17 protein-coding genes are annotated in these 25472 nt (G+C 36.5%); 12 read left to right on the top strand and 5 right to left on the bottom strand.

Annotation, left to right across the window (positions count from 1 at the left end):
• Positions 1 to 138 precede the first annotated feature (138 nt).
• Positions 139 to 1437 carry an inosine/guanosine kinase gene (locus CES88_RS04015; RefSeq protein WP_290731286.1) on the top strand — a complete coding sequence of 433 codons (1299 nt, stop codon included), beginning with the start codon at positions 139 to 141 and terminating at the stop codon, positions 1435 to 1437.
• Here the strand turns inward: CES88_RS04015 and CES88_RS04010 are convergent.
• The 4 genes from CES88_RS04010 to CES88_RS03995 all read right to left on the bottom strand — a co-directional run bounded on the left by CES88_RS04010 (position 1434) and on the right by CES88_RS03995 (position 10868).
• A complete protein-coding gene (locus CES88_RS04010; RefSeq protein ID WP_290731283.1) occupies positions 1434 to 4580 on the bottom strand; it encodes a hypothetical protein in 3147 nt (1048 codons plus the stop codon). The two genes, CES88_RS04015 and CES88_RS04010, sit on opposite strands and share 4 nt — an antisense overlap.
• 149 nt (positions 4581 to 4729) lie before the next feature.
• The gene (gene pyrF, locus CES88_RS04005) at positions 4730 to 5434 is read right to left on the bottom strand and encodes an orotidine-5'-phosphate decarboxylase (RefSeq protein WP_290731280.1); all 705 of its coding nucleotides are present in this window, start codon (positions 5432 to 5434) and stop codon (positions 4730 to 4732) included.
• Complete coding sequence (gene carB / locus CES88_RS04000) at positions 5431 to 9840, bottom strand: carbamoyl-phosphate synthase large subunit (RefSeq protein WP_290731278.1); 4410 nt, start codon at positions 9838 to 9840, stop codon at positions 5431 to 5433. Before carB ends, pyrF begins: the two co-directional genes overlap by 4 nt.
• 74 nt (positions 9841 to 9914) lie before the next feature.
• Positions 9915 to 10868 (bottom strand): aspartate carbamoyltransferase catalytic subunit, encoded by a 954-nt coding sequence (locus CES88_RS03995; RefSeq protein WP_290731275.1) that lies wholly within the window; start codon positions 10866 to 10868, stop codon positions 9915 to 9917.
• Between the two features lie 102 nt (positions 10869 to 10970).
• Between CES88_RS03995 and CES88_RS03990 the strand changes: the two genes are divergently transcribed.
• The 7 genes from CES88_RS03990 (at position 10971) to CES88_RS03960 (ending at position 19243) form a co-directional block, all read left to right on the top strand.
• Complete coding sequence (locus CES88_RS03990; RefSeq protein ID WP_290731272.1) at positions 10971 to 11984, top strand: hypothetical protein; 1014 nt, start codon at positions 10971 to 10973, stop codon at positions 11982 to 11984.
• Entirely contained in the window at positions 11981 to 12856 is an 876-nt protein-coding gene (locus CES88_RS03985) for an HAD-IIIA family hydrolase (protein ID WP_290731269.1), read from the top strand. The genes CES88_RS03990 and CES88_RS03985 overlap by 4 nt, the downstream gene beginning before the upstream one ends.
• A gap of 48 nt (positions 12857 to 12904) precedes the next feature.
• Positions 12905 to 13249: a hypothetical protein gene (locus CES88_RS03980; protein ID WP_290731267.1), complete on the top strand. Its 345-nt coding sequence runs from the start codon at positions 12905 to 12907 to the stop codon at positions 13247 to 13249.
• 125 nt (positions 13250 to 13374) lie between these two features.
• A complete protein-coding gene (locus CES88_RS03975) occupies positions 13375 to 15453 on the top strand; it encodes a hypothetical protein (RefSeq protein WP_290731264.1) in 2079 nt (692 codons plus the stop codon).
• Positions 15454 to 15607: 154 nt separating this feature from the next.
• Positions 15608 to 17218 (top strand): GMC family oxidoreductase, encoded by a 1611-nt coding sequence (locus CES88_RS03970; protein ID WP_290731261.1) that lies wholly within the window; start codon positions 15608 to 15610, stop codon positions 17216 to 17218.
• Between the two features lie 9 nt (positions 17219 to 17227).
• Positions 17228 to 18163 (top strand): biosynthetic peptidoglycan transglycosylase, encoded by a 936-nt coding sequence (locus tag CES88_RS03965; protein ID WP_290731258.1) that lies wholly within the window; start codon positions 17228 to 17230, stop codon positions 18161 to 18163.
• A 135-nt stretch (positions 18164 to 18298) separates the two neighbouring features.
• On the top strand, positions 18299 to 19243 hold the full coding sequence (locus CES88_RS03960) for a hypothetical protein (protein ID WP_290731255.1): 945 nt from the start codon (positions 18299 to 18301) through the stop codon (positions 19241 to 19243).
• A 19-nt stretch (positions 19244 to 19262) separates the two neighbouring features.
• On the opposite strand, the gene CES88_RS03955 is transcribed toward CES88_RS03960, so the two are convergent.
• Positions 19263 to 20261, bottom strand: a complete 999-nt coding sequence (locus CES88_RS03955) for a pectin acetylesterase-family hydrolase (RefSeq protein WP_290731253.1) — start codon at positions 20259 to 20261, stop codon at positions 19263 to 19265.
• 112 nt (positions 20262 to 20373) lie between these two features.
• Here CES88_RS03955 and CES88_RS03950 point away from each other — a divergent pair, with 112 nt between their 5' ends.
• Genes CES88_RS03950 through CES88_RS03935 form a run of 4 tightly spaced genes read left to right on the top strand, consistent with a single transcriptional unit; the run spans position 20374 to position 25452 of the window.
• Positions 20374 to 21390: a lipoate--protein ligase gene (locus CES88_RS03950; RefSeq protein WP_290731250.1), complete on the top strand. Its 1017-nt coding sequence runs from the start codon at positions 20374 to 20376 to the stop codon at positions 21388 to 21390.
• Between the two features lie 40 nt (positions 21391 to 21430).
• Positions 21431 to 23140, top strand: a complete 1710-nt coding sequence (locus CES88_RS03945) for an ABC transporter ATP-binding protein (protein WP_290731247.1) — start codon at positions 21431 to 21433, stop codon at positions 23138 to 23140.
• Entirely contained in the window at positions 23133 to 24923 is a 1791-nt protein-coding gene (locus CES88_RS03940; RefSeq protein ID WP_290731243.1) for an ABC transporter ATP-binding protein, read from the top strand. Before CES88_RS03945 ends, CES88_RS03940 begins: the two co-directional genes overlap by 8 nt.
• Position 24924: 1 nt before the next feature.
• Positions 24925 to 25452, top strand: coding sequence for an NUDIX hydrolase (locus CES88_RS03935; protein ID WP_365992775.1), 528 nt, complete (start codon positions 24925 to 24927; stop codon positions 25450 to 25452).
• The last annotated feature ends 20 nt before the right edge of the window (positions 25453 to 25472 follow it).

The following is a 25472-nucleotide window of genomic DNA, read 5'->3' as shown; positions in this document are numbered from 1 at the left end:
AAATTATATTCTGAAAGTTACCTGATTTCAAACATTTGTGAGAGGAAACAATTGCTTCATGAAAATATGACTATATGGTCTTGAGGGCTGCGTGTTTTAGGTATAAATTACTAAAAATACGTAATATATGAGGCTCCTATGAGATTTCCAGGTAAGAGAAAAACAAAGCACTATTTTCCTGTCGCTGAGACTGGAAGACTTCCATTTGATACTGATTTTTCGAGAAAGGAAAATATCTATCTCGTAGGAATAGATCAATTATTAGTAGATATTGAAGTTGAGGTGGAGGAGTCTTTTCTAGAGCAATATGGGATCATAAAAGGTGAGTCCTGTGTTCTTGCAAACGAAGTCGTAGAAAATATATATCAATCTCTTTTAAAAGAAGATCGAATTATTGGAGAGTACGCCGGTGGTGCAATTGGAAATACTCTTCATAACTATTCCATCCTCTCTGATGATAAGTCCGTTGCTCTAGGGACAATTTGTAAGAATATTCATGTTGGTGATTATGCTTTTAAATATATTTGTACAACAAGTTCAAAAGTAGATTTTTCTCACTTACAACCTAAGGAAGGAAATATGGCAAGGGCCATGTGCTTTCTTACTCCTGATAGAGAGAGAAGCTTTGCAATTGGAAAAGGAATTATGAATGAGCTAGATAGTGAATTTATTCCTGAGCACATTGTAAGCGGAGCAAGTTCATTGCTAATCTCCACTTATCTACTAAGAGATGAAACTTCTCCTCTGTATGAATCAACAATGAAAGCTTTAAAAATTGCGAAGCAATCAAATGTCCCAGTGATTATTTCTCTTGGAACTTCTAGTCTTGTAGACGAAAAGAGAGAATTCTTCTTAGATATAATAAAGGAATATGTCTCTATTCTTGCAATGAATGAACAAGAGGCCTTTGCCTTGTTTGGGGAAAGTGATCCCTTACTTGCAGGTGAGAAGTCGCTTGATTATGTGGATATGACTCTTCTCACTGTTGGAAAGAGAGGTCTCTACATTTGTGGATATGTCGATGAGAGTGCGGCGCGAGAGACAAAAGATATGATTCATACAAAATCTATTTCAGAATATAATAAGTATGAATACTCTAGAGCGATGAAGAAATCTAAGTGTAATAATCCAATCAAGATTTATACACATATTAATCCATATCTTGGTGGTCCTGGAGAAATTAAGAATACTAATGGAGCAGGAGATGCTGCTCTTGCAGCAGTACTTCATGATGTTTCAGCTAATTGTTATCATAGAGAACTTATCCCAAATTCTCCGAAGCATGAATCGGAGTTTTTGACTTACTCTTCAATTCACCAAGTTTGTAAGTATGCCAATAGGGTGAGTTATGAGGTGTTAAAACAGAATTCTCCCCGGCTCTATCAAGGATTACCAACGAAAGAGCAATCCTTGGAAGAGAGTTATTGGGAGCTTTAATTATTTAAGACTTTATTTAAATCTTCAACTTTAAAGATCTTCTTTTTCTTAGCGACTTTTGGCTTTGAAGCTTGCTTCTTTTTTTCTTCTTTATTTTTCTTTTCTGAAGCGATCTTCTTTGAGTTCTTTAGTCGTGCAAGGGACTCTACGTACTTCTTGCAGATTTCATCTAACTCTTCTGCTTTTTTATTATTTAGCTCTTCATCTGCAAACTTACAGACTAATTCACCATTAATATCTTCCTTCACTTCTAGAGTGAAGGTTTCGTTATTGAAAACAATCTCGACTTGACCATTAGAGTTCGGTTTACTAAGAATTTCATCAAATTGTTCGTTTAAAGTTAGACTCACGCCACTTGGAGAACTATCTATCCTAGAGTTATTTGGCACTGAGTTTGATTGGGCAGAGTAGGATTCATTTTCAATTCTTGATTCCGCTTGGTCCTCACTTGAGTCTTTGCTGAGTTCACTTTTACTCGAAGGAGAAGACTTAAAGTTTGAAAATGAAGGTCTCTGTGTCGTTCTATTATTCGTAGCAGGGACTTGATCGCTAGGAGTGTCCACCTTTGCTATTTCTCTTTGGACAAGTTCAGATTTTTCTTTTAGTTCAGCAAGCTCTTTTTTAAGTTTTTCAAGTTCAGGAGAAAGAATACTGGATTTTTCATTATCCTTACTTATTGTATTCGCCTTATCTTCTCTTTCTTTAATCATGCTCTCTAATTGCTTAATGTAGTCGAGTAGCTCTTGATTAGATTTTCCTTTAAGTTCTTTTTGAAACTCTTTGTCGTTCATCTTTGCAAGCTCTTCTTCTTTAGAGAGATTATTCAATTTAGAATCTTTAAAGAAGTTAAAGTCTGAAAATAAATTACCGCTATTTGGTTGCATTGGAGTAGTCATTGATTTATCACTTGAATCTTCTACAATATTTAATTTTCTTTGATCATCTCCAGAAGCTATAAAGTCTTCTCCTTGTGAATCTATTTGGATGAAATTCTCGCTATCGTCAATTCCTTGAAATGGAGATGATAGAGATCCTCCCGTATATGCTTCATAATAGGTCCTTGCCATACTTGCATCGGATGACGCTTGATTATAAGCAGTTGTATAATCACTCTTTGCCATTTCCTGACAAATATCTGGGTTTGACTTAATTTTCTCTTGCATACTAAGTCTTAGGGTTGTCACTGTGTCTGCAGTCATTAGTGTTTGAGCAGAACATAAATTATGAAATGTATTTTTTGGACTTTTTTGATTAAGTATGTCAACGACTCCCATAGAGCTAACTTTATCAATACAATTTAGGTCAACGCTTTTTTCAAAGTTCTTTTTAATAGAACAATAAATATTTGAGAAGTTGGCTTGGCAACTATTCTCTTTAAGTTCTTTATTTTCTTCTAAATGAAACCCTTCGAGACTATCTGTAAGGTTTCTTGTATATCTTCTATCTTTGAAATTTTGTACAAATCTGTCAGTAAATTGAGTCTCTGATTGATTAGGTTTCATTATGTTATAAACATCTTTACCCATAAGTCTTATATCATTTACTTGTTTATCCATTAAAGCTTTCTTACTGGCCTCAAGACCTTTAAAGAAAGTTATAAAGCTCTGCCTTCTTGCTTGTCCTTGTTGGCCACGTTCATGCATTAGATTATGACTGGACGCCATCATAAAGCCTTTTATGCTATCTAGTCGTCTAATTCTTTCTGTATTTTGTTTGTGAGTATCACTTTCGTAAAAATCGATACCTCTTTCAACAGCACTTGATAAATGTCTAAGGGCCTCTTCTGGCTTTCCTGAAAAAAGATTCCTGGCTATACCATCCCAGTCTCTTCTCTTGTCTTGATCAAGAGGGATTGCACGATTAGTGTTAATTTTGCTCTTATAAACAAGGAGTCTTCCTTCCGCATCAATAGAATGGAGGTCTTTCTTCTCACAGTAGAGATTTTTAAGATTTAGAAGGTTCTTATTTTTGAAGTCTTGGTTATTATCTAAGAATGTTTCGACGAAACTAGGGTCATCATAAGCAATATCTGCTTCAGAGCAAACGGTTTGTGCTAATTCATCAGCAATAGTTATACATGTATTACGGTTAGCAAGAGCTAAGTTTCTTAGCCATTCATTCTTTCTAGGGCCATTCATAAGCTGATTAAGAGTAAGCTCTTTTCCTGATCTATCGTTATCAATTTCTGCAAGAAAGCTTGATAGATTATTCTTGGCCAAAGATCTAATAATAGGGTGTAGGTCAATATTCTTTTCTTTAATATATTTATTAAAGTCTTGGTGAAGTGTTGGAGAGTGAAGATTTCTATTTTTAATGAAATCTCCAAATGATGCTTTTAAATTCACCATTCTATCATCATATTTCATCGCTAGATATTTTCGCTGCATCTCTTTTGAATCTTGAAAACATGAATTAGTGTTTGAGGCTATTCCACTTCCACTTGAAGTCGAGTCTTGAATCCCTTTAATTAAATTTGAAATTGATTCATCTAGACTATTTGGATTTGCTGATACATTGAAGCTTTCTCCAAATATTCCTTGGATTCTCTCAATTGCCTTCTTTGAGTTTCCTCCACAATTGTAGAGCTCGGTGAGCCTTTGAAATCGGTGCTTGAACATTCCTCCGTCGAAGCAGCTTCTCGCACTGTTTCCAGAGAGAAGAATTTCACTATTTCTTATGTAGTCAACTTTCTTCTTTATTCTTTCACCTATATTCTTTTGCATTCTTGCTCTTAGATCATCTTTAAATTCTTTAGTCTTCTTATTGAAATCGTCTTTGTAGTCATTCTTTAGAGATTCCTCTACGCAATCGCAGTTTACATTTTCAAATAGCTCAGGGGAATTATTACGATTACTTCTAAGGCAAGTATTCATCTTTCTTGAAGATGGATTATTGGTAGTAAGAAAGGCTTCAAAGATTGTGTTGTCGGGACAATCTAGATTAGAAATTTTATTGTCTTTTGTTATTGATACTTTCTCTCTACAATTTACTTTGTCACTAATGTTTTGAAGATTATTTCCATCAAAAATTGAGTATTGATCTTTTAAACAGCTCACACCTTTTTGGGCCAGTAGCTCTTCATTAGGATTTGCCAGCGTACTTATACTTGTCAGGCAAAATAAAATTACTAATAATTCTCTCATTTCTATTATCCTTATAATACTCTCTTTGTAGTATCGGTGAATAAGAGGAATTTAGTTAGTCTTTCCACTAAGGTATTGATTTAAAAGGAGAGGTTAAGTATTTCTATGCCCACGAAAGTGGGCATATTTTTGGAAATTTTTTGGAAAAGTTATTTAATACTTTCTAACTCAAGAATTCTCTCTTTTAGATTTTTAGATTTCGTCAGAGACCTTCCCATCACAAGATAAGTGGCACCATTTGAAAAAGCATCAGATGGTGAGAGGACTCTCTTTTGATCACCTGTCGTTTGCTGATCTATCTCATCTTGAAAGCGAATTCCTGGACACATTGATATGAGATTGTGATCTAATTCATTTAAAATATTTAATTCATTGGGAGAACAAACCACGCCATCAGCTCCCGCTAGGTTCGCGAGACTAAAGAGTTTAAAAAAAAGATCCTTCGAGTCTCTTACTCCCCATATACTTTCTATATCGTTTTCATCTAGAGAGGTCAGAATACTCACTCCTAGGACCTTACAATTTGGAAGATATTGATCTCTAGATTCAATGCTGGATTTAATCATATTCAATCCACCACTTAGATGAATCGTTAGAAACTTAATTGGAAGTCCTTCTAAAGACTTAATGGCCTTACTTACGGTGTTTGGAATATCGTGTAATTTTAAATCAAGGAAAATATCTACCCCATACTTACTATTGATTTCTTTTACAAATTCTCTACCATAGAGGTTGAAAATTTCTAGGCCCATTTTGACAGATGAAATACTTCCCGCGCTACTGTCTAGAAAATGAAAAATTTCCTCTCTATTCATATCGTCTAGGGCAACAAAAATATTTTTCATAGAACTCATTGGTGCATTTCCTGTAAGCTAAGTGGTCTTAAATCTTCGAGTTCACTATCTGTAATAGACTCAATCACCGCGATGATATTCTCAGCTCTAGTAAAACAAGGAATAGCGTAAGCAATAGCAGAGTTTCTTATATGCTCACCATCTGATTTAGAGGAGCCTTTATCCATAGGAGTATTGAAGACCATTACAATTTGATCTTCTCGGAGAACATCAATAAGTGTTGTCCCATCTTCTTCGTCAATCTTTGAAACTTGCTCACAAGGTATTCCTTGGTTTTTTATAAAGCGACAAGTTCCACCTGTGGCGCAGAAAGTGTAGCCCTTTTCTTGTAAGGGTTTTAAATAAGGAAGGACAGCTGCCTTATTCTGATCGGCCAGAGACATGAGAATTTTTCCAGGCTTATTAATATTTGGATAATTTCCTAGATATGATTTTAGAATAGCATGATTCTTATTACTATCAATTCCTAGAGTTTCTCCAGTTGATCTCATCTTAGGTCCAAGAATAATATTGTCTTGAATGAAGCGATCAAAAGGAAAAGTTGATTGCTTTACGCAGAAGTGTTTCGATTCTTTTTCAAACCATGGCTCTATCGTTTGTCCAAGCATTGCTCTCGTTGCAATTTGTGGAAGAGAGAAGTTCACTGCTTTACTTAAGAACGGCAGAGTTCTTGACCCTCTTGGATTGGCCTCAATACAGTAGATTAATTCATCTTTAACAGCATATTGGAAATTAATAGGGCCAATAATATTGAGTTCTCTTGCAAGATCTTCTGAAATTTCTCTCATTTGAGTTTTAAGTTTATCAGTTAATTGTATTGGAGGAGAAATCATTCCTGAATCACCTGAGTGAACACCTGCGTACTCAATATGCTCGCATACGGTGAAAACACAATTTCCCTCTGTGTCTCTGATAAGGTCTACGTCATATTCGATGGCCTCTTCTAAGTAAGTTTCTACTTGAAAAATAGTAGAGCTTGTCTTTAACTGATCAAGTAGTGGCTTTGGTAGATTTTCTACATCTTCATGTGAGTGGAAGATATACATACTCTCTCCACCGATCACGTAGCTAGGTCTAATAATTACTGGTAGTCCAATTTCAGTCAGGGCATTAATCAAATTCTTATAACCTTGAACTTCTTTTGACTTTGTATGAGATAGGGCAACTTTCTTGGTGGCCATACTAAATAACTTTCTATCCTCTGTAAGATTTAATGTATTTAAATCCGCACCTAAGAAGTTAAATGTTTTAAACTCATTTCTAAAGCTATCTTCAATATAAGAGCGAATATTGATACCTGTTTGTCCTGAAAATGATGTGATGACTCCATAAGGATTCTCGTTTAGGAGGATATCAAAAAGATCTTCAGAATAGAGCGGACTTAAGTAAAGTCTATTGGAGCTGTCGTAGTCTGTACTTACGGTTTCAGGGTTTGAATTAACCATGATTGATTGAATGCCTTCAATTTCTAATTGTTGGCAGGACTTTACGCAGGAGTAGTCAAATTCAATTCCTTGTCCAATTCGATTTGGTCCAGAGCCTAGAATAAGTACTGATTTTCCTTTTTCACTTAGTGATAAGGCTTCATTCTCTTCCCAGTAGGTAGAGTAGAAGTAAGGGGTTCTTGCATTGAACTCACCAGAGCAAGTATCAACTGCTTTAAAGACAGGGAAGATTTTTTCGTCAAACCTCTTCTTTAGAATATCTTTTTGTCCTTGATCTGTTAGAAGTGCTAAGTACTTGTCTGAAAAACCAAGTCTCTTATAATTGAGTAAGTTCTCTCTAGAATCTAGTAAGTTCTTATCAAGCTTCAATTTTTGTTCAGCAACATAGATTAGGGAGACTTGATCGATAAACCACTTTGTTATTTTAGATTTTTCTTGAACCTCTTCAATTGACATCTCTTGCCTTAGTCCTTCAAGAGCGCTTAAAAGAGAAAGCTGCAAAGGGCTTGCGAGTCTTTCTTCAATATATTCTCTGCTCATTGTTACTGGAGCAGTCTTTAACTGAGAGAGAGAAGGAATCTCTAACCCTAGTTCGAGTGATCTAAGAGCTTTTAAGAAAGCTTCATTGAAAGACGAGCCAAGGGCCAAGACTTCTCCAACTGATCTCATCTGTGGGCCAAGTTCTTGTGAAGAAGATGGAAATTTTGAGAATGGAAAAATAGGAATCTTCACAGCAACATAATCTAAGGTAGGCTCAAAGGCGACTGGTGATGCTTTGGTAATATCGTTAAGAATTTCTCTTAATGTATATCCAATGGCAAGAAGTGCTGAGATTTTTGCTATCGGATAGCCTGTTGCTTTGGAGGCGAGGGCTGAAGATCTAGAAACTCGAGGGTTCATTTCTATTACAACTATATCATCTTCGTTTTCGGGATTGATTGCAAATTGGACGTTGGCACCACCTGCTACAACACCCATATGTTTGGCTATAGTAAGAGACATGGTTCTAAGTTGTTGGTAGCAGCGATCACTTATGGTTTGTGCAGGTGCTACTGTAATGGAATCGCCTGTGTGAATTCCGCAGGGGTCCACGTTTTCAATGGAGCAGATGATAACACCATTTTTGTCTTTATCGACCATCACTTCTAGCTCAATTTCTTTCCAGCCAAGAAGGGACTTTTCCATTGTTATTGGAAATTTTAAATCACTGGTAAAGACTTCATTGAGATCGTTAATATTATGAACAAGAGCAGCGCCTTTTCCTCCAAGAGCAAAGTCTCTTCTAATAATGAGAGGATATTCAACGCTCTTACTTGCTAATTCTATGGCCTCAGTTGTTGAATGTGCTCTAAATCTCTTTCCTGTCTGGTAACCTAGCTTGTTTAATTCTATAGCAAAGAGAGCGCGGTCTTCTGTTCTATTAATAGTGTCTACATTTGCACCAAGTAGGGCGACGCCGTTGTTTTCAAGGTAGTTCTCTTCTGCTAATTCGATACAGATATTTAGCGCCGTCTGCCCCCCCATTGTTGAGAGAACAGCATCAACCTTTTCTTTTTGGATAATTTTCTTAATTGTATCTTTGGTAATAGGTTCAATGTATGTTCTATAGGCCATGTTTGGATCAGTCATAATCGTGGCCGGATTTGAATTTAAGAGGACTACATCAATCCCTTCTTCTTTAAGGGCCTTGCAGGCCTGTGTTCCTGAGTAATCAAATTCACTGGCCTGTCCAATCTTGATTGGACCAGATCCGATGAGGAGAATTTTCTTATATGGTGTATCTTTCTTCTTTAGATTATGAACATCAATCATCGGGTGGAGTTCGTCTAATTTAATTTCACTATGATTAGATTTTTTCAAGTACTCTTCGATTTCTTTAAAGAATATTGCAGCATCACTAGGACCTGGGTTTGATTCTGGATGGAATTGAACACTCTTAACCTTTTGATCAGTTGAAGATATTCCCTCTACAGAGAGATCAAAGAGAGAGATATGTTGAATAAAGAAATTTCTCTTTGAAATATTCTCTGAGGAAATTTTCTGAAAACTCTTTTCATCAACAGAGTAACCATGGTTTTGACTAGTTATTAGGATCTCTCCTGTCACAGTATCAAAGCATGGATGATTGACACCTCTTTGCCCAAAGGGAAGTTTTATTATCTCACTTCCAAGTGCGAGAGAAATAAGCTGGTGGCCAAGGCATATTCCTCTAAGAGGAAGATCAGTTTTTAGAAGTTCTTCTACAACCGCTATTTCATTTTTATAATTTCTCGGGTCTCCCGGACCATTAGATAAGAAGACTAATCTTGGTTTTAGATTTATGACTTCTTTGGCGCTTGCTGTGTGTGGAAGTATCGTTAGTGGGTGATTAAGATCTTTTAGATTATCAATGATGGATTTCTTTATTCCATAATCAATGATAACAATTGGATTATCCCCATCTATTAAGACCTCTCTCTTACTAATTGAGACACGAGATAAATTTTCACAGATAAGTTTGCTATTTCTAAACTCTTCACTAGTTGGAGCACTCTCTCTCGTTGTGACTACTGATTTATGGCTTCCTTCTTTATTGACTAGATACTTAACAAGCTTTCTTGTATCGAGATTACTAATGAGAGGAATTTCTGTTTTTTCTAAGAATTTATTTGGAGAAAAGTTTCTCGCTATTAAACACGTTCCATGAATCTTTGTGGATTGATTAACTCTCTCATCATATTCATAATTTCCAATATGAGCATTAGAGAAAATAATATGCTGTCCTAGAAAAGAGGGGTCGGTCATTGTTTCTTGATAGCCACTCATTCCTGTTGTGAAAGCAGCTTCTCCCCAAATCCCTTCTTGCATTTCAGGGTCATCAATTGGACGATTCACCTTTCCTGTAAAAACTTGTCCGTCATCAAAGTGAATAAAGACTGTGGATTGTTCTAAAGATGTATGAAAATCAAAAATATTAGACATGGGTACGTCTCTCCCTTATTTTAAAGAAAACAATGCTGTATAAGAATTTTATATGAAGACTTGAGTGATAGAAATTAGAATTTGAAAAAAGTATTTTCGCTGAATCCAATATTCTTTGCTCCGTTTTGTAACATAGATTGTATAAGCGCCATTCTCAAGTAGATTGAATTTCTCACTTGTTCATGACCTAAGTAGTACTTTGAGTTAATTAATTCATTGCAAATTTCAACGCCAATATTGGCAGGCCCTGGGTGAAGAACAGGAACTTTTCTATTTATTGACTCAATCATAGAAAGAGTAAAACCAAAGTTCTCTGCATAATTTTCAACTTGGTTTCCTTCTGCTGGACTATGTCTCTCTGCTTGAACTCTTAGAAGATAGAGAATATCTGCTCTCTTTAAAACTTCCTCTCGGTCATAAGTGACTTCAATTTTCTCGTCTAGATCATCTGGTTGAAAAGACTTTGGTCCAAAGAGAAGTATTTTAGCTCCAAAGTGAGGAAGTAATTCAATAAGAGAATGTCCAACTCGTGAGTGAATATTATCACCTGCGATACAGAAGACCTTATCTTTTAATTCAATTCCATTCTCTATAAGAGTGAATATATCTAAGAGGGCCTGAGTAGGGTGCTCGTTTACACCATCACCACCGTTAATAATTCTTATAGGTGGTTTACTTTTAAATTCTGCTAATTGATGAGAGACAGAGGTTCTTATAATACAGAGATCAACACCTTGATCGTGCAAGGTAAGAAGTGTCTGCTCAAGAGATTCCCCTTTCTTTAAAGAAGAAGTCTCCGCATTGAAATCAATATAAGTGCAGCCAAGTTTTGAAATCGCGATCTCAAATGAATGTTTTGTTCTAGTTGAATTTTCGAGAAAGGAAGTGGCAATTATAGGAGTTTTATTTGAAAAATAGAAAGGAGTGTCTGAGCGGTTCTTTAATCGATGGGCCAAACTTAGGACTCCATCAATATGCCGCTTATTCAAGTCTTTAATTGACTCTAAAACAGAGGGGAAGTGCTCCATTTAGCTTCCTTTCCAACTTATGTGGAATTTGATATTTTCGATTCTAAGTCTATTAGACTATAATGAAATTGAAAACTTCTTTTTCCGATAAGTTGAAAAAATATGCGTGAATATCAACCAATTGACACTGTTGCCCAGAAAGAGGCCCTAATTAATGAATTTAAGGGAAATCTCTTTGAATATCTAGTCGCACAGAACCTAGCGAGGCACTTCAAAATAGAAGGTGACTTTATTCGCTCTTTTGGTGGAGATATTAGAACGCAGCTGACGGAATATGACCACTGGTTACGAGTCCATGAGCCATCGTTGATCAAGCATCTTCCAACTCTTGCGGGACTTGTTGTAGAGGAATTGATTCCTAAGTTGCCAACAAATATTAGTCGAGTTCTAGTCATTGGCAAGAGCGCTGGTGGATCTCATAATAAATCTTGGGACGAGGCCGATATTCTCGTTGAAAACGCTGAGGGAATCTTTCCTATTTCTCTAAAACTTTGCAAATCTCATGCATTTGTAAATACAAAGAGTGCGGGGATAAAAAGTTTCATCTCTCAGTACTTTTCAGAATTTTCAAAAAATAAATATTACCAAGATCTGATAAATGATGGAGTGGACAGAAGATTCAAGCAGATGGCATTAGAGCTTCATGATAGGGCATCTCTTGAGTTCTTTGGACGCTTTGATCATCGCTGGACAGAGGCCGGATATAGTGAGCTTCCTGGCCAGCTTCCAAGTGAATTAAATAAAATCGTTGTTCAAACTTACCACGACTGTGTTTTAGATATTTATAATTGTCTCTCAGAGTTTATGAGAGAGGATTCAAAGCTCTTTGCAAAATCTATTCTTCCTCTTATTGGTATAGGCAACCCTGATATTATTCAAGCAACTTGCTTTCACCGAGAAGTTGGCGGCGAAAAGTATCAGGCCAGTGGTGTACATGTTGTAAAATCAAGTGATCTTTCTTTTGAAGGAGGTGTTGAAATCCTCCCGCTTAAAAGCGATATCAGCTCTTTTGAACTACACGTGGATAAACTTCGTCTGCAAATAAGAATTAAGCCAATGAATAAATTTACGAGCGCGGCCTTTAAGGTGAACTGCTCAATTAAGGAATTAACGTGAAAGAGATAAATTTATTTATTAAAAACAAGAATATTGACTCTAAAGAACTTGTGTCGAAACTTTCTAAATTTCTTAAAGTCTCTGAGATTTTTGCACCAGAAGAAAATACTCTTATTATCGAAGAAGATCACCATGTCGATTGGAGTTATATTTCTGAGTTTGGCCTAGGAGAGAATACAGAGTTTGTTTTTCTAAGTGAGTTTTTTGAAAACAACTTTCAACGAGATGAGTATATCGCTACAGGTATTCGTTATATGAAGAACTCGAAAGAAGGCTTTGCAAAGTTTCCTCTGGTTAAATACCAAGAGGAACCATCTTCTCTCACTCCCGTTCTCTTTCTAGATAGGGATGGAATTATAAATGAAGACTCTGGTTATGTTTATGAATATAACGATTCAATTATTTTTAAAGATATGATTGATGTTGTAAAAAATGCTAATAAATTAAAAATTCCCGTTGTTATAGTGACTAATCAAGCTGGTGTGGCCAGAGGAATGTATAGCTTAGAGGATGTAGATACTTTTCATAAGAGTTTAATTAATTACTACGCCTCTTTAGGAGCAGTAATTAATCATATTGAAATCTGTCCTTTTCATAAAGATAAGGGGAGTGAAGCCTGGAAATTTGACTCTCTTCTTCGTAAACCAAATCCTGGAATGCACTTGAAGGCCTTAGCTGTGGTAGGGGGAACATTTTCAGATAGTCTTATGATTGGTGATAAGGAAAGTGATAGAATTAAAGTTCCCGGACTAAAATCTCTACTTCTCTCTGGTAATTATGAAATGAGTTCAGGAGAAGATGTCTGCGTCTCTCGTCAAGAGCTGTGTGAGAAAATTTCAAAATACTTGAATAATTTGCTTGATTTATCATAACTTAGTGCTCAGTATTAATGTAATAATTGTTTATTAACGGAGTAATAAATGAAAATTGCATTTGTCCTTGTCTTCGCGTTCTTTGTTTCTATGGCGGCGCGTTCAAGAGAATTAACATATAAAGAAAGAATGGCCGTTCTGGCGTCTAAGAATCATATAGAATTAAGTACTTTCTTTGCGGATCAAATTGATCCTCAAGGACTTCCTTTGAACGAGTATATTTCTTATAACGTTCTAAAGAAGTCGTGCGTTCCACTGACTCTTCATCTTAAGAAAATTGAGAATGAAGACGAAGAATTAAAAGACCAATCTCTTAAGCTTAGAGTTTTCTACGAAGGTTGTATGGAGGGGACATTGGCCCTCGGTCATCTCTATCAAAAGAATCTTAAATAGACTGTATAAACTTTAGACACTGATTATTCTTTTAACGATGTTGGAAGCTTAGACTTCAAAATATCGGTGACTTCTATTGGTATGTTTCTTGCTTATACTTCATTGAATTAAAAAATGGAGTATGTGTGAAACGCAATCAATTAGCAGTCTTTCTTTTATTTTCTCTTTCCCCGTCTTATATTTTCGGAGCGAGTCCCTTATCAAATAGTATAGGGAATCTATCTAAGATAAAAGTAGACCCATCAATCATTAAACAAATTGATGAGCTAAAAGATAGAAATTTAACTTTAAAGACAAGACCAATTTTCTGTCCTCTTAATTCAACAAGAAGTGATGTCATTTTAAATAGTGTTAAAAATATTGAGGCCATCTTTAAAGATGATTGTCTCGATGGGAGCCAAGGAACATTAGATCAAGTCCTCGCTGGAGCTCAAGATATTCAAGATAATATTAATCAATCAAGAGAAGCTCAAGGTAAAGATCCTGTTGAGGTTCCTGAGACTGATGGAATTGCAAATACGGGTATTAATGGAGAGCAGATGGCCTCTCTAGTTAATGGATTAAATACATTATTTAGTAAGAATAGCTGTTCTCACTTAGATGATTCAAGCTTTCTTGAGAACTCTGCTAATATTATTCAAAATTTTTCTCAATTTGGACTCTATTCACCTTCGCCTGCAGGAGTTTCTGTGGCGTACGGAGGGTTAGTTGTAAGTTCTATTTTAAAATTCATTAATAATCTCTTTGAAGGTAGGTTTGATTTTAAAAATGATGAAGACCGTCTAACATTTATAAAGTTAAATTGCTCTTTCTATGATGTGAGAATTAAAATGCAGGAAGCTGGGATCCTTGATATCTCAACGGATACTCACTATAAAGACTTAAATAAAGTAGAAGAACTTATTAAACTTCTAAACAATCTTCAAGGAAATATTACATCTAACTCAAAAACAATTTCAGACCAGCTTGAGGCCATTAGAATGTCTCATGTTGAAGCGATAGGAAAGGAGAGAGTTAAACTTTTTACTCCAATTATTGAAATATTAAATCCTCTAAGCTCTTCTTCAGATATTCCAGTGTCTGCACAGAGAGATTTAATCCTTGATAAATTAACTCTTAACTACGACCTAATAAATTCATATGTAGAAAAGTTTATTAATCCTACAAATGGAGAGAGAGTCTCAAGACAAAATAGATCTCTTCAAGAATTACTTACATCAATTGATGAAGTTGGAAACCTAGATAAGGTCATTGCACTAGAAGATGGTAGCGATAGCAATTTTAATAATTACTTGAAAAATCTTAGATATCATTTTGAAAGAGTAGTCGCAGAAGTCTCTGAGCTTAAAGAAGATGCCAGTGATGAACTTTCAAAAGTTTCGATCAAAGTAGATGAGAATACAGAAATGACATTTAAGGAAGCCTCTGAGTTGTTAAAAACTGGTAATGGGGCAAAGACAAGTGATGAAATTCAAAGATTAATTGCAGAGTTAAATACATTAAAAATTAAGCTTCAATCAATAACAGGTAAGAAAGAGTTTACAAGTGAGAATGGAGCTGATGGTGCTGATCTTAGAATTCTCGAGGCCCATGACAAGGTCATCAATTATATCTATGGTGATTATGGTAAGAATTTTATTGATCACATGAGAAAGAAGAGTGCTAAAGTTAATAAGCTCTTTATGAAAGACTTTAAGAACTTCGCTAAGAGTAATTTAGAAGTTAAGAATAGCTATTATCATATCAAAGATGAGAAAACTCTATCTTCAGATCAAATTGATAAGGCCTGTGTTTCGGCGAAGAATCTAAGAGCAACTTGGAAGTATGCACAGAAGTGGGCCGAGATGGGATACGATTTCCTCTCTACTAATAAAGATATATTTGGTGAAACTGGTTCATACTTTAGTAATGATAGAGATAAAATCTTTGAAAATTCTCAAAGTGCTATTTTCGCTAGAAGAATTATCTCTGCTATAAAGCTTGATAAGAAAGGCAGACTTGAAGGAACGAAGGAAGATATAACGGTTCCTTGGCAAGGGAAATTACTTTCTATAAAAGAAGCAAAAGAGCTTTTAAAAGACGATTACAACTACACTCTAGGTGAGAGTATGTTAGATATACAAATGACTAGAGATCATAATGGACTCTTGCAAAGCCTCTACGGTCAGTATCGATGTGATCTACGGGCCAATTACGAAAAATAATTTTATTGGTGGTCGCTTCGGCGGCCATTTTTATTGCCTCTCTCTTCTTAGACCTGCCACTAATATTCGTCAATTTCATCGTATAATCAGTTTGTTAGACTCTTTCACACCTCTTTGCTAAACTAGTCTAGAATAGAGATATTTCGGGGTAGCTATGGAAGAATTTGATTTCCTCATTATAGGCAGCGGTTTTGGCGGTTCAGTCAGCGCCTGTAGACTCGCCCAAAAAGGCTATAGTGTCGCTATCTTGGAAAAGGGGCGAGACTATAAAGACGAAGACTTTCCAAAGTCCAATTGGAATGTGAAACGTTTTCTTTGGGCGCCTTTATTAAAGTGCTTCGGCATTCAAAGTATTAGTGTTCTTAAAAATTTAATGGTCCTCCATGGTGTTGGCGTGGGCGGAGGAAGTCTTGTCTACGCAAATACTCTTCTTAGACCTGAAGATGACGTTCTAAGAAATCTTCCATGGCCTAAATCATTTAAAGGTGGTCAAGAACTTGATAGGCATTATCACATGGCCGAGAAAATGCTTGGTGTGACTGAGAATATTTTTCTTGAAGAAAATGACGAAGAGATTAGAAGCCTTTCAAAATCTCTTGGCTGCGAACATACTTTTAAGCCTACTCAAGTTGGTGTCTTAATGAGAGAGAGGTTGGGGGAGAATGTTTCCGATCCATACTTTGATGGAGATGGGCCCGCTCGAACGACTTGTACCAAGTGCGGAGGCTGCATGATTGGTTGCCGTGTCGGCGCCAAGAATACTCTTGTTAAGAATTATCTCTTCTTTGCTAGAAAATGGGGAACAAAAGTATTTGCTGATACACATGCTTATAAAATAAACCCAAGCGCAGAAGGTTTCACTATTTCAACAAAGCGACCGGGAAGAATTCTCTTTAAGAATAAGAGAGAATTTAAAGCTAAGAGAATTATTCTAAGTGCGGGAGTGATGGGAACGATTGATCTGCTCTTTAGAAATAGAGACCACTTTAAAACCCTCCCAAATATTTCAACTAATCTTGGACATAATATTAGAACAAATGGTGAGAGTCTTGTTGGCGCAACGTCTTTTGAAACCCACAGAGAGCTCTCTCGTGGAATTGCTATTGGCGCTCAAATAAAACCAGACAAACAGACAAAAATTGAAGGAGTTCGCTATCCTGTAGGAAGTGACTTTATGAAACTCTTAACTATTCCTCTGACTCCCTCTGCTAATAGACTTAAGAGGCCTTTTCTTATGATAGGAAAGTTTCTTGGCTCATCTCTTCGTTTCATTCCCATTCTCTTCAAAGGTAATTGGGCCAATAGCTCTGTGATTCTTCTTGTGATGCAATCTGTAGATACGAAATTAAAGTTTCACTTTAAGAGAAGTTTCTTTCATGGGTTTTCTAAAGGACTCGTTGGTGACCTTGGAAATGAAACAATGGAGACTTCGATTCCTGTTGCCCAAGAGGCGGCGCAGATTGTTGCTAGAAATATTAAAGGAATGCCTCTTAATTGTAGTGTGGAGGCAGGACTTGGCTCTATTGCTACCGCTCATATTTTAGGTGGCGCCATTATTGGTGATGAGGCCGAGTCGTCAGTTGTTAATGAGAGAAATGAAGTTCATGGATATCCGGGATTATATGTCTGCGACGCAAGTATTATTCCTGGAAACCTTGCTGTGAATCCATCTCTTACAATAACGGCCCTTGCTGAGAAGTTTAGTGCAGGATTTAAAAATAAGAATAATGATATTGAAAATAGAGAAATTAGATTTTCAAACTAGGAATGTCCTATGAAGAAGAAGTATAAAATTACCATTATAATTATCCTACTACTTATTACATTTAGTATGGGGCTCGTCGGAATGAGCGTACCCTTTTCAAAGATAAATATGCTTTCTAAAGGCTATGTCGGAATGAATTATACAGAAGAGAGAGGCATAGAATACAAAATAATCGCAAAGAAACCGAAGGGGTGGAGTTCTTTAAAAAATATTTCTAAGAATGCAACTTCAGCCATTATGTTGAGCGAGGACTGGGACTTCTTTGAACATGAAGGGGTTGATATTTCCCAAGTTCGAGAGGCCGCAATGGATGGACTAAAGGGAGAGAAGCTCCGTGGAGCAAGTACTATCTCACAACAGGTGACGAAGAATTTATTTTTTACAAGTGATCGCACTGTTCAAAGAAAATTAAAAGAGCTTGCGGCGACTCTCTATCTTGAGAAGAAGGTTTCAAAAGATAAGATTTTAGAAGTTTATTTAAATGTGATTCAATATGGTGATGGGATTTATGGAATTAAAGAGGCAGCTAAACACTACTTTAAGAAATCACCTAAGAGCTTAACGGCTAAAGAAGGTGCCTTCCTCGCCATGTTGCTTCCATCTCCTGTTCGCTATTCTCAATCTTTTAAAGATAGAAAGCTTACTAAGTTTGCCAATGAAACTGTAGACAATATTCTAGATAAAATGGCATTGGCAAAAGTCATCTCAAAAGAAAAGGCAGAATTTCTAAAAACTCAAGAACTCAATTTTGAAAAATCCCCAAAGAAGAAGTCCCTTCGTGGGATTGGAAATAGACAGAGAGTGAAGAGGCATACCGATGGAAGAGACTGGGAGAATAGATATAAGTATGACCCTGATTTAAGTGTTGCTGAAGAAGTGAAATACGATCCAGATGCTATAAATGAAGATGATCTTAAGCTTCAAGAAGAGTTTTCAGTAGAGTAGTACTTTGGACCCAGAACTGGTGTCAAAGTAGTGGTCAGTGTCAAAATGTCATACTATTAAACTACGTTAAATCAATGTGTTGCGTTGGCCTAAATCTTGCTTATATACGAGTGTATTTATACATTCGGAGGAAGTGTGGCACTTGGAAAATTCATTCAATTACCTTTAATTCTATCTATCTTACTAATTAGCTCATCTTGTTCAAAAGATGTGACAACAATTGTTGAAAAACAAGAAATTAGTAGCGCTTCAGAAAAGTCAGAAGGGGCCTTAAGTGTTGAAAGAGTACCTCAAAGTACTTCTTCATCAGAGAATCAAGTTCTCCATGGGCTTGGTTTAGAAGATTATGAAAAAGTCGCCAAACAAATATTTCTAGTAAAAGAGTCTATGAGCGAAGAGTTTCCAGTTGGTGATGGACTAACATTTACGATGTATATTCTAAGATACCTTGCTGAGGTTGGAGATTATATTTTAACTAATGAAGATGTTTCAAATCTCCTTGTTGCTTTTGAGAAAATTTCTGGAGAGAAGTTAAACGACACAATCTATGAAACAGTTTCTCAAATTAAGACTCTTAAATTTGGGAAGAAAAATGGAAAGCATTCTGTAACAATTTATGCCATGGATAAGAAGAATGGAATCTTGATTCCAATTAATGAAGTTAGCGACGAAGGAATGGTTCAGGAGATTCAATACGCAAAAATCAAAGATAAAGCTGAAATTACTTTTGATGACGTAGATTCTAAATTAAAGAGAAAGGCGCTTAAGAGATTCTTAACAGAGAAAATAACAATTCCTCTTATCTCTGAGACAATGCTGCCTCCTCTAAATCAATTACATGATGATATAAAATTTGATCTTGAAAATTACTTAGAAGAAACAAAAATTATTCCTCTAGAAATTAAGACTGAAGGGATTTTTATAAAGATTGATACTTCTACAATTTTTGATGAAATGAAGTTCTACCTTCGAACTCTCTACACTCTACCTGGAAGAAAGAAGGGCGATGGAGCGATTCCATCATTCATTATGAGAATTAGAGCAAAGCTCGTAAATGTGAAAATATCTGTAGATCAATAATCAAATTCGCAGCTTTAATCTACTTAAAGCTGCGCTCTGTTTTTCCCGAATAAATTCTTCGAACAAAGTCTAATGCATTCACTCCTGAAGCCTCGATTCTCGCACTCTTTTCTAGTAATAGAAAAGTATGCATCTTTGTATCTGGGGTAAAGGCTGCGCAATTTCTTGTCTTCTTAGAAGTTTCGAAAATACCTCTGTCCGAATAGACATAGTCTCTATGGTCATCTGGACTTATATTACCAAAAACTTTGGACATGACGAGGTCTTGACTTCCTTGTAGAAATCCAATCTTCCAATTGCTTAAGTAGCGGCAGACATTTTCCGTTTTATGAGCAACCATACCGTCCGTAAAGTCTATATTGAGGTTTACTTTTGAAAAGTTATCGTCAAAGTCTGAGAGCATAGGAGCGGTGAACTTTTCCCAAAAAGTTTTTCCAAAGTGAAGACCTGGAGAATCTGAAATGAGAAATTTCTTTGTGTCTTTTGAAAGCTCAGGTTCAAAAGTTTTTGAATGAACAAGAGAGCCAATGGCCCCAGCACTTGAACCAAAGAGAATAAATTCCTCTAGTTGATCAAATTGAATAATTTCTCTTTCTTTTAAGTAACGTATAGTCTTAACCACATTACTATATCCTCTGTGATGAGCAGTGACCGAGAATCTGTAATCAATGGAGTGATCTCCCGAGTGAACATCTCCTGTGCAATAAGGGAAGTAGAGTGAAGAGTGTTCAGTAAATGGAGTAAGCTCTTTATTCTCAGAAGTTAGAACTGAGAAAGTTGGAATTTCTGGAATAGGGTGCATCCACGTTCTTAAGTTAGGTCCAAAGCATGTCGAGAGACTCCAGCAAGCACCTCCTCCCATGAACTCAGTAAAGAGTTTCTTAGAATTTCTTGGGCTATAGAAAACGTAGTAGTTGATACCATCCCCACACTTCGCTCCAGGGATTTTTATTTTTACCCAGTCTCTTGCAAGAATACTGGTTGAAAAAAATAAAAGTAGTAGTGTAATGACTTTCATTATTGTTTCCTTAGCTTTTTTTCTCTATGATCTTTAATGATACTTACACTTCTAATATTGCCCTAGGTGAACCGCGTTAGATGATAGAGAATATTAGAACTGGAGCTTTAAAATGACAAAAATTAGAATACTTTTATCAGATACCTTTGATCCTTGGTTTAATTTAGCGACTGAAGACTGGATTTTTAGAGATATGGACCCAGAGACTCATGTTCTCTTTCTCTGGAGAAATCAAAATACCGTCGTAATTGGAAGATTTCAAAATCCATGGACAGAGTGCAATACAGAGAGAATGGAAGCTGATGGGATTAAGCTCGCTAGACGGCAAAGTGGAGGAGGAGCAGTTTTTCATGACCTTGGAAATACCAACTTTACTTTTCTAAGCTCAAAAGAAAACTACGATAAAGCAGTTAACAATAAAATCATTTCAAATGCTCTGGCCCGCTTTGGTGTTGAGGCCTTTGCGTCTGGGAGAAATGATATTCTTATTAAGAGTGATGATGGAGATAAGAAAATTTCTGGATCTGCTTTTAAAGAAACTAAAGATCGATCATTTCATCACGGAACTCTACTTATTGATGCAGATCTCTCAAAGCTTGGTAATTACCTCAATCCATCAAAGAAGAAACTTGAAAGTAAGGGAATAAAATCTGTAAGAGCTAGAGTGACAAATCTCGTTGAATGTAATTCCGAGATAAATCATGACTCACTTTCTGAAGCCATTATTAGTGAATTCAAATCCCATTACAAAGCGGAATGTGAGGTTGAGCTATTAGATCACGAATATCTTAAATCCGTGTTTCACTTAAATGATTATTACGAAAAATTAAAAGATTGGAATTGGCGCTTTGGAGAAACTCCAAAATTTAATCACTTTCTAGAAGAGAGATTTTCTTGGGGTGGGATTGAGGCACATATTGATTCTCATAAAGGACTCATTGAAAAGTGTACAATCTATTCCGACTCTCTACATCCTGAGATGATTGAGTATTTAACCAAGGCATTAGTTGGTAAACAATATTCTCCTATAGGGGTTTCGAAGGCCATTGAGACCGTGGCATTAGAACTTCCGATGATTAGAGAAGAGTTATCAGAACTTTCAGCGTGGTTATCTAAAGAAATCCATTAAGTATCTTTTCTTATAGGGAAAGTGCATATAGAATTTTTCCATGAATAAGTCGACGAGCACCTCTTCCATCGGAATTTGGACATCATATATTTGGAATAATAAGACCATGTACATCGTAGGTACGTTGATGGTCTTATTGACTAATATTTGCCAAGTTCTCACTACGAGAATTATAGGGTGGATTATCGACTTCTTTAGCGGTGATAAGTTTCCGGCCTTCTTTGTTAAGGCAACAAAAATTGATACTTTTTACTATCTCTTTATCTGTATGTTTCTCTGTCGTGTCTTTATAACCATTGGAAGAATTGGATGGAGAGTCACTCTGGCAAGACAGACCCACATGGCCAGTGCCATGTTAAGAAAGAGAATTTGGGAGAATGCAAGATTCTTTAATAAGAAAGACTTAGTCACAGATTTCTCAAAGGGAAATCTTATGAACGCCTCTAATAGTGATGTGAATTCGTCGAGGTTTATCTTCGGCTTTACTCTGGTAGGTCTTGTTGACGTCATTTTCCTTGGGGTTCTAACTCTTGGAACGATGCTGACGATTAACCTGAGAATGACTATTATTTCAGTTCTAACTCTTTCAATACTTCCAGTCTTTGTAAAAAAGCTCTCAAGTAAAGAGGTTCAAAGATATAAAGACTCACAGGAATCTCTTGGAGAGTTTAACGATCTTTCCACACAAGTGATTAGCACGATTAGATTGCAAAGGCTTACTCAGACGGGTGGTTTTTGGGAAGATAAGTTAATTGATAGCGCGGCGAAGTATAAAGACTCTAGGCTAAAGGCACTCTTTACCTCTTTGAATTATATTCCAATGATGGGGGGAGCTTCCATTATTAGTTATATTGTCTTATTCGCAGTGGGGATTTCTCTTGTGATTAGTGGGCAAATGACTATTGGGGATTTCGTCTCTATGCAAGGTTTAATTTTTCTCTTACAAGATCCACTTATGGAAATGGGGTTTATTATTTCCGATTGGAAGAGAGGAACCACAAGTTTAGATCGCTTGAATAAAATCTATCTCAATAAGAAAGAAGAGTTTCTGTATACTAAAGGCTCTAAAATTTCTGATAGCGAGTATGTGCTCCACGCAAAGAATTTATCGTTTAAGTTCCATGATTCGGATAAAGAAGAACCTTTGATTAAGAACTTTAATCTCTCTCTTCTTCCGGGCGAGAGGCTAGGTATTACTGGGGATATTGGAACAGGTAAATCAACTCTTCTAAGTATACTAAGTGGACTGGAGAGAAATTATGAGGGGAGACTCTTTTTCCACGGAAAAGACTACAATAATTATAATCATCAGCAGCTGCGTGAGTTTATGAGTTTTGTTCAACAGAAGCCATTTCTCTTTGCTGATACGATTAAGAAGAATATCGAAATGGATAGAGATCTCTCTGACGATGATATTTGGTACTATTTAGAACTTGCGGGGCTTGATAAGGATGTGCGCGAATTTCCTAACCAATTGGAAACGCCACTTGGTGAGTGGGGGATTAATCTCTCTGGTGGGCAAAGGCAGAGACTTACTCTGGCCAGAGCACTATCAAGACGGCCAAAGCTTCTCTTCTTAGATGATTGCCTAAGTGCAGTTGATACCGTTACCGAGGATTTAATTTTAAATAATTTAGATAGAGAGTTAAGTGATACAACACTTATCTGGGTTGCACATAGAAGCTCTACTCTCAAGTATTGTAATAAAGTTCTCAATCTTTCTCATGGAATGGAGGTTACTGATGAGTGATCAATTTCTAACACGAGATGAGCAAGATGAAACAAATCTTAAGAAGAACGCTTTAAATGATCTTAAGTCTTTTAAATTTCTCCTAAAACAAGGGCAGGCGAGAAAAGAGAAATTTATTTTTGCTCTTATTCTAATGTTGATTAGCTCTCTTGTGGCCATTTACTCATCAAGAGCTATGGGACACTTGGTTGAAGACGGGCTTTTGAAGAAGGCCTTTGATGAGTCCTATTTTTGGGCAATACTTATTGTGGTCTGTGAAGTTTCCTCTCTCGCTCTTCAGTGGTGTGGAAGAAGAATTCTCATTATTAACTCTTCGGCAACTATTCTAGATATTAGAAAGAAGCTCTTCGCTCATATTCAAAAACTTCCTCTTGGCTTCTACGACAAGCAGCCTCAGGGAAGAATTATCACTCGTATCACTCATGATGTTGAAGGTGTTGAAGAATTTTTTACTTCAACTATTGGTAGATTTGTAAATGCAATTTTTATGGCAATCATCTCTGGAACCGCCATGTGCATAACTGATCTTCGTCTCGGATTGATCCTTGTGGCCTCTATGCTACCTGCTGTTGCTCTTGTCTATTTAACGAAGAATAAAGTAAGGGTTGTTAACAGAAGAATGTCTAAGCTCTCAAGTGAGATCAATTCAAAGTTAAATGAATACCTAAGCGGAATTGATGTGATTAGATCTTATGGTTTAGAGAATTGGTCTCATCAAAATTTTGATGCCACAGTGAATGACCACAGACGTGCACAGTTAAATGCAAATTTTCTCTATTCTTGGACAAGACCTTTAACCGCCTTCTTTTGCACTCTACCTCTTGTAGGGCTTGTGTTCTTCGGTGGGAAAGAAGTTCTCGCAGGAACGATGAGCGTGGGAATATTTGTCGCCTTCATTAGATACTGCGAAAAATTCTTTTCTCCTATTATGATGCTCGCCCGCGAAATTCACGTCATTCAACAGGCCTTCACAAGTAGCGAGAGAGTTCATAGTTTCTTTTCTCACGACGAAGAAGAAGTTGTCTTAGGAGAGGATGGTGAGATTTCTGAATTTGATATTAAAGGAAATATTGAATTTAAAAAGACATGGATGGCCTACGACTCAGATAATTGGGTTTTAAAGGATTTAAATTTCAATATTAAGAGTGGAGAAAAAATTGGTCTTGTAGGCTCTACTGGGTGCGGAAAAACAACAACAGTTAGCCTTTTGGCGAGACTCTATGATTTTCAAAAAGGAAGTATTGAGATCGACGGAGTTTCTATTCGCGACTTCAATCGAAGATTTCTTCGAAGTTCAATTGGCTTTGTTTCACAGGATCCGATTATCTTTAGCGCAAGTCTTAGGGAGAATCTCTGTGCCGGAAAAATTGCCACAGATGAAAATATTATAAATTGTTGTAAGGAGACAGGCTTCTATAAAGTAATGGAAGAGTCGGCCATGACTCTAGACTCTACCATCTTAGAGGGCGGAGAAAACTTAAGTATCGGCGAGAAGCAATTGCTAAGCTTAACTAGAGTGCTACTTGGAAATCCAAAGATACTGGTTCTTGATGAAGCAACCGCTAATATCGACCCCAATTATGAAAAAGTCATCCATCAGGCCATTGTCACCATTATGGAAGGTAAGACCTGTTTGATTATTGCTCACAGACTCGACACGGTAATGAGTTGTGATCGCCTACTCGTCTTTGAAAAAGGGCGACTGGCCGAAAGCGGAACTCCTAGGGAACTTCTTGCAAGTGATGGACTCTTTGCTGGTCTTCAAAAGGCCAGTGAACTTTAACGTGAGACTTCTTTGCACATCGATACATCCAGATATTGATTCTTTAGAAGGAAAATCTATTTTCAAAAGAGAGGCCACTAGAGCAATAGCTCTTAGAGGAAACTCTATTCTCTTACTTTATACAGAAAGATATCATGATTATAGCCTCCCTGGTGGAGGACTTGATAGAGGTGAGGATCTTCTTGCAGGAATGATTCGCGAATTAAAAGAAGAAACTGGTGCTAAGGGGATTTCCAACATCAGCGAGTTTGGAATTTATGAAGAGTATAGGCCCTGGTATAAGTCAGACTTTGATATTCAACATATGATCTCTTATTGCTTTACTTGTTCGGTGGATGAAGAGCTTGGAGAGACTAGTCTTGAGCACTACGAATTAAATAATGGAATGAAGCCTGTGTGGATAAATATTGACGAGGCCATCAAGCATAATGAAGATACGATTAAAAATAGTAAGAAGAAAGGGGTGTCGATTGAGCGTGAGATATTTCTTTTGCGACTTATTAGAGAAGAGATATTAGAAGGGGAGTGATTCTCCCCTTTAAATACTAT

Origin of the sequence: Halobacteriovorax sp. JY17, assembly GCF_002753895.1 — a bacterium.
GTDB lineage: Bacteria > Bdellovibrionota > Bacteriovoracia > Bacteriovoracales > Bacteriovoracaceae > Halobacteriovorax.
The sequence above is the reverse complement of the archived record's forward strand: the minus strand, read 5'-3'. Positions and strand labels throughout refer to the sequence as shown.

What these genes read in the sequence shown, in the direction of transcription:
- CES88_RS04015 (WP_290731286.1), top strand. Translation starts at nt 139, where the DNA reads ATGAGATTTCCAGGTAAGAGAAAAACAAAGCACTATTTTCCTGTCGCT.
- CES88_RS04010 (WP_290731283.1), bottom strand. Translation starts at nt 4,580, where the DNA reads ATGAGAGAATTATTAGTAATTTTATTTTGCCTGACAAGTATAAGTACG.
- pyrF (WP_290731280.1), bottom strand. Translation starts at nt 5,434, where the DNA reads ATGAGTTCTATGAAAAATATTTTTGTTGCCCTAGACGATATGAATAGA.
- carB (WP_290731278.1), bottom strand. Translation starts at nt 9,840, where the DNA reads ATGTCTAATATTTTTGATTTTCATACATCTTTAGAACAATCCACAGTC.
- CES88_RS03995 (WP_290731275.1), bottom strand. Translation starts at nt 10,868, where the DNA reads ATGGAGCACTTCCCCTCTGTTTTAGAGTCAATTAAAGACTTGAATAAG.
- CES88_RS03990 (WP_290731272.1), top strand. Translation starts at nt 10,971, where the DNA reads ATGCGTGAATATCAACCAATTGACACTGTTGCCCAGAAAGAGGCCCTA.
- CES88_RS03980 (WP_290731267.1), top strand. Translation starts at nt 12,905, where the DNA reads ATGAAAATTGCATTTGTCCTTGTCTTCGCGTTCTTTGTTTCTATGGCG.
- CES88_RS03970 (WP_290731261.1), top strand. Translation starts at nt 15,608, where the DNA reads ATGGAAGAATTTGATTTCCTCATTATAGGCAGCGGTTTTGGCGGTTCA.
- CES88_RS03965 (WP_290731258.1), top strand. Translation starts at nt 17,228, where the DNA reads ATGAAGAAGAAGTATAAAATTACCATTATAATTATCCTACTACTTATT.
- CES88_RS03955 (WP_290731253.1), bottom strand. Translation starts at nt 20,261, where the DNA reads ATGAAAGTCATTACACTACTACTTTTATTTTTTTCAACCAGTATTCTT.
- CES88_RS03950 (WP_290731250.1), top strand. Translation starts at nt 20,374, where the DNA reads ATGACAAAAATTAGAATACTTTTATCAGATACCTTTGATCCTTGGTTT.
- CES88_RS03945 (WP_290731247.1), top strand. Translation starts at nt 21,431, where the DNA reads ATGAATAAGTCGACGAGCACCTCTTCCATCGGAATTTGGACATCATAT.
- CES88_RS03940 (WP_290731243.1), top strand. Translation starts at nt 23,133, where the DNA reads ATGAGTGATCAATTTCTAACACGAGATGAGCAAGATGAAACAAATCTT.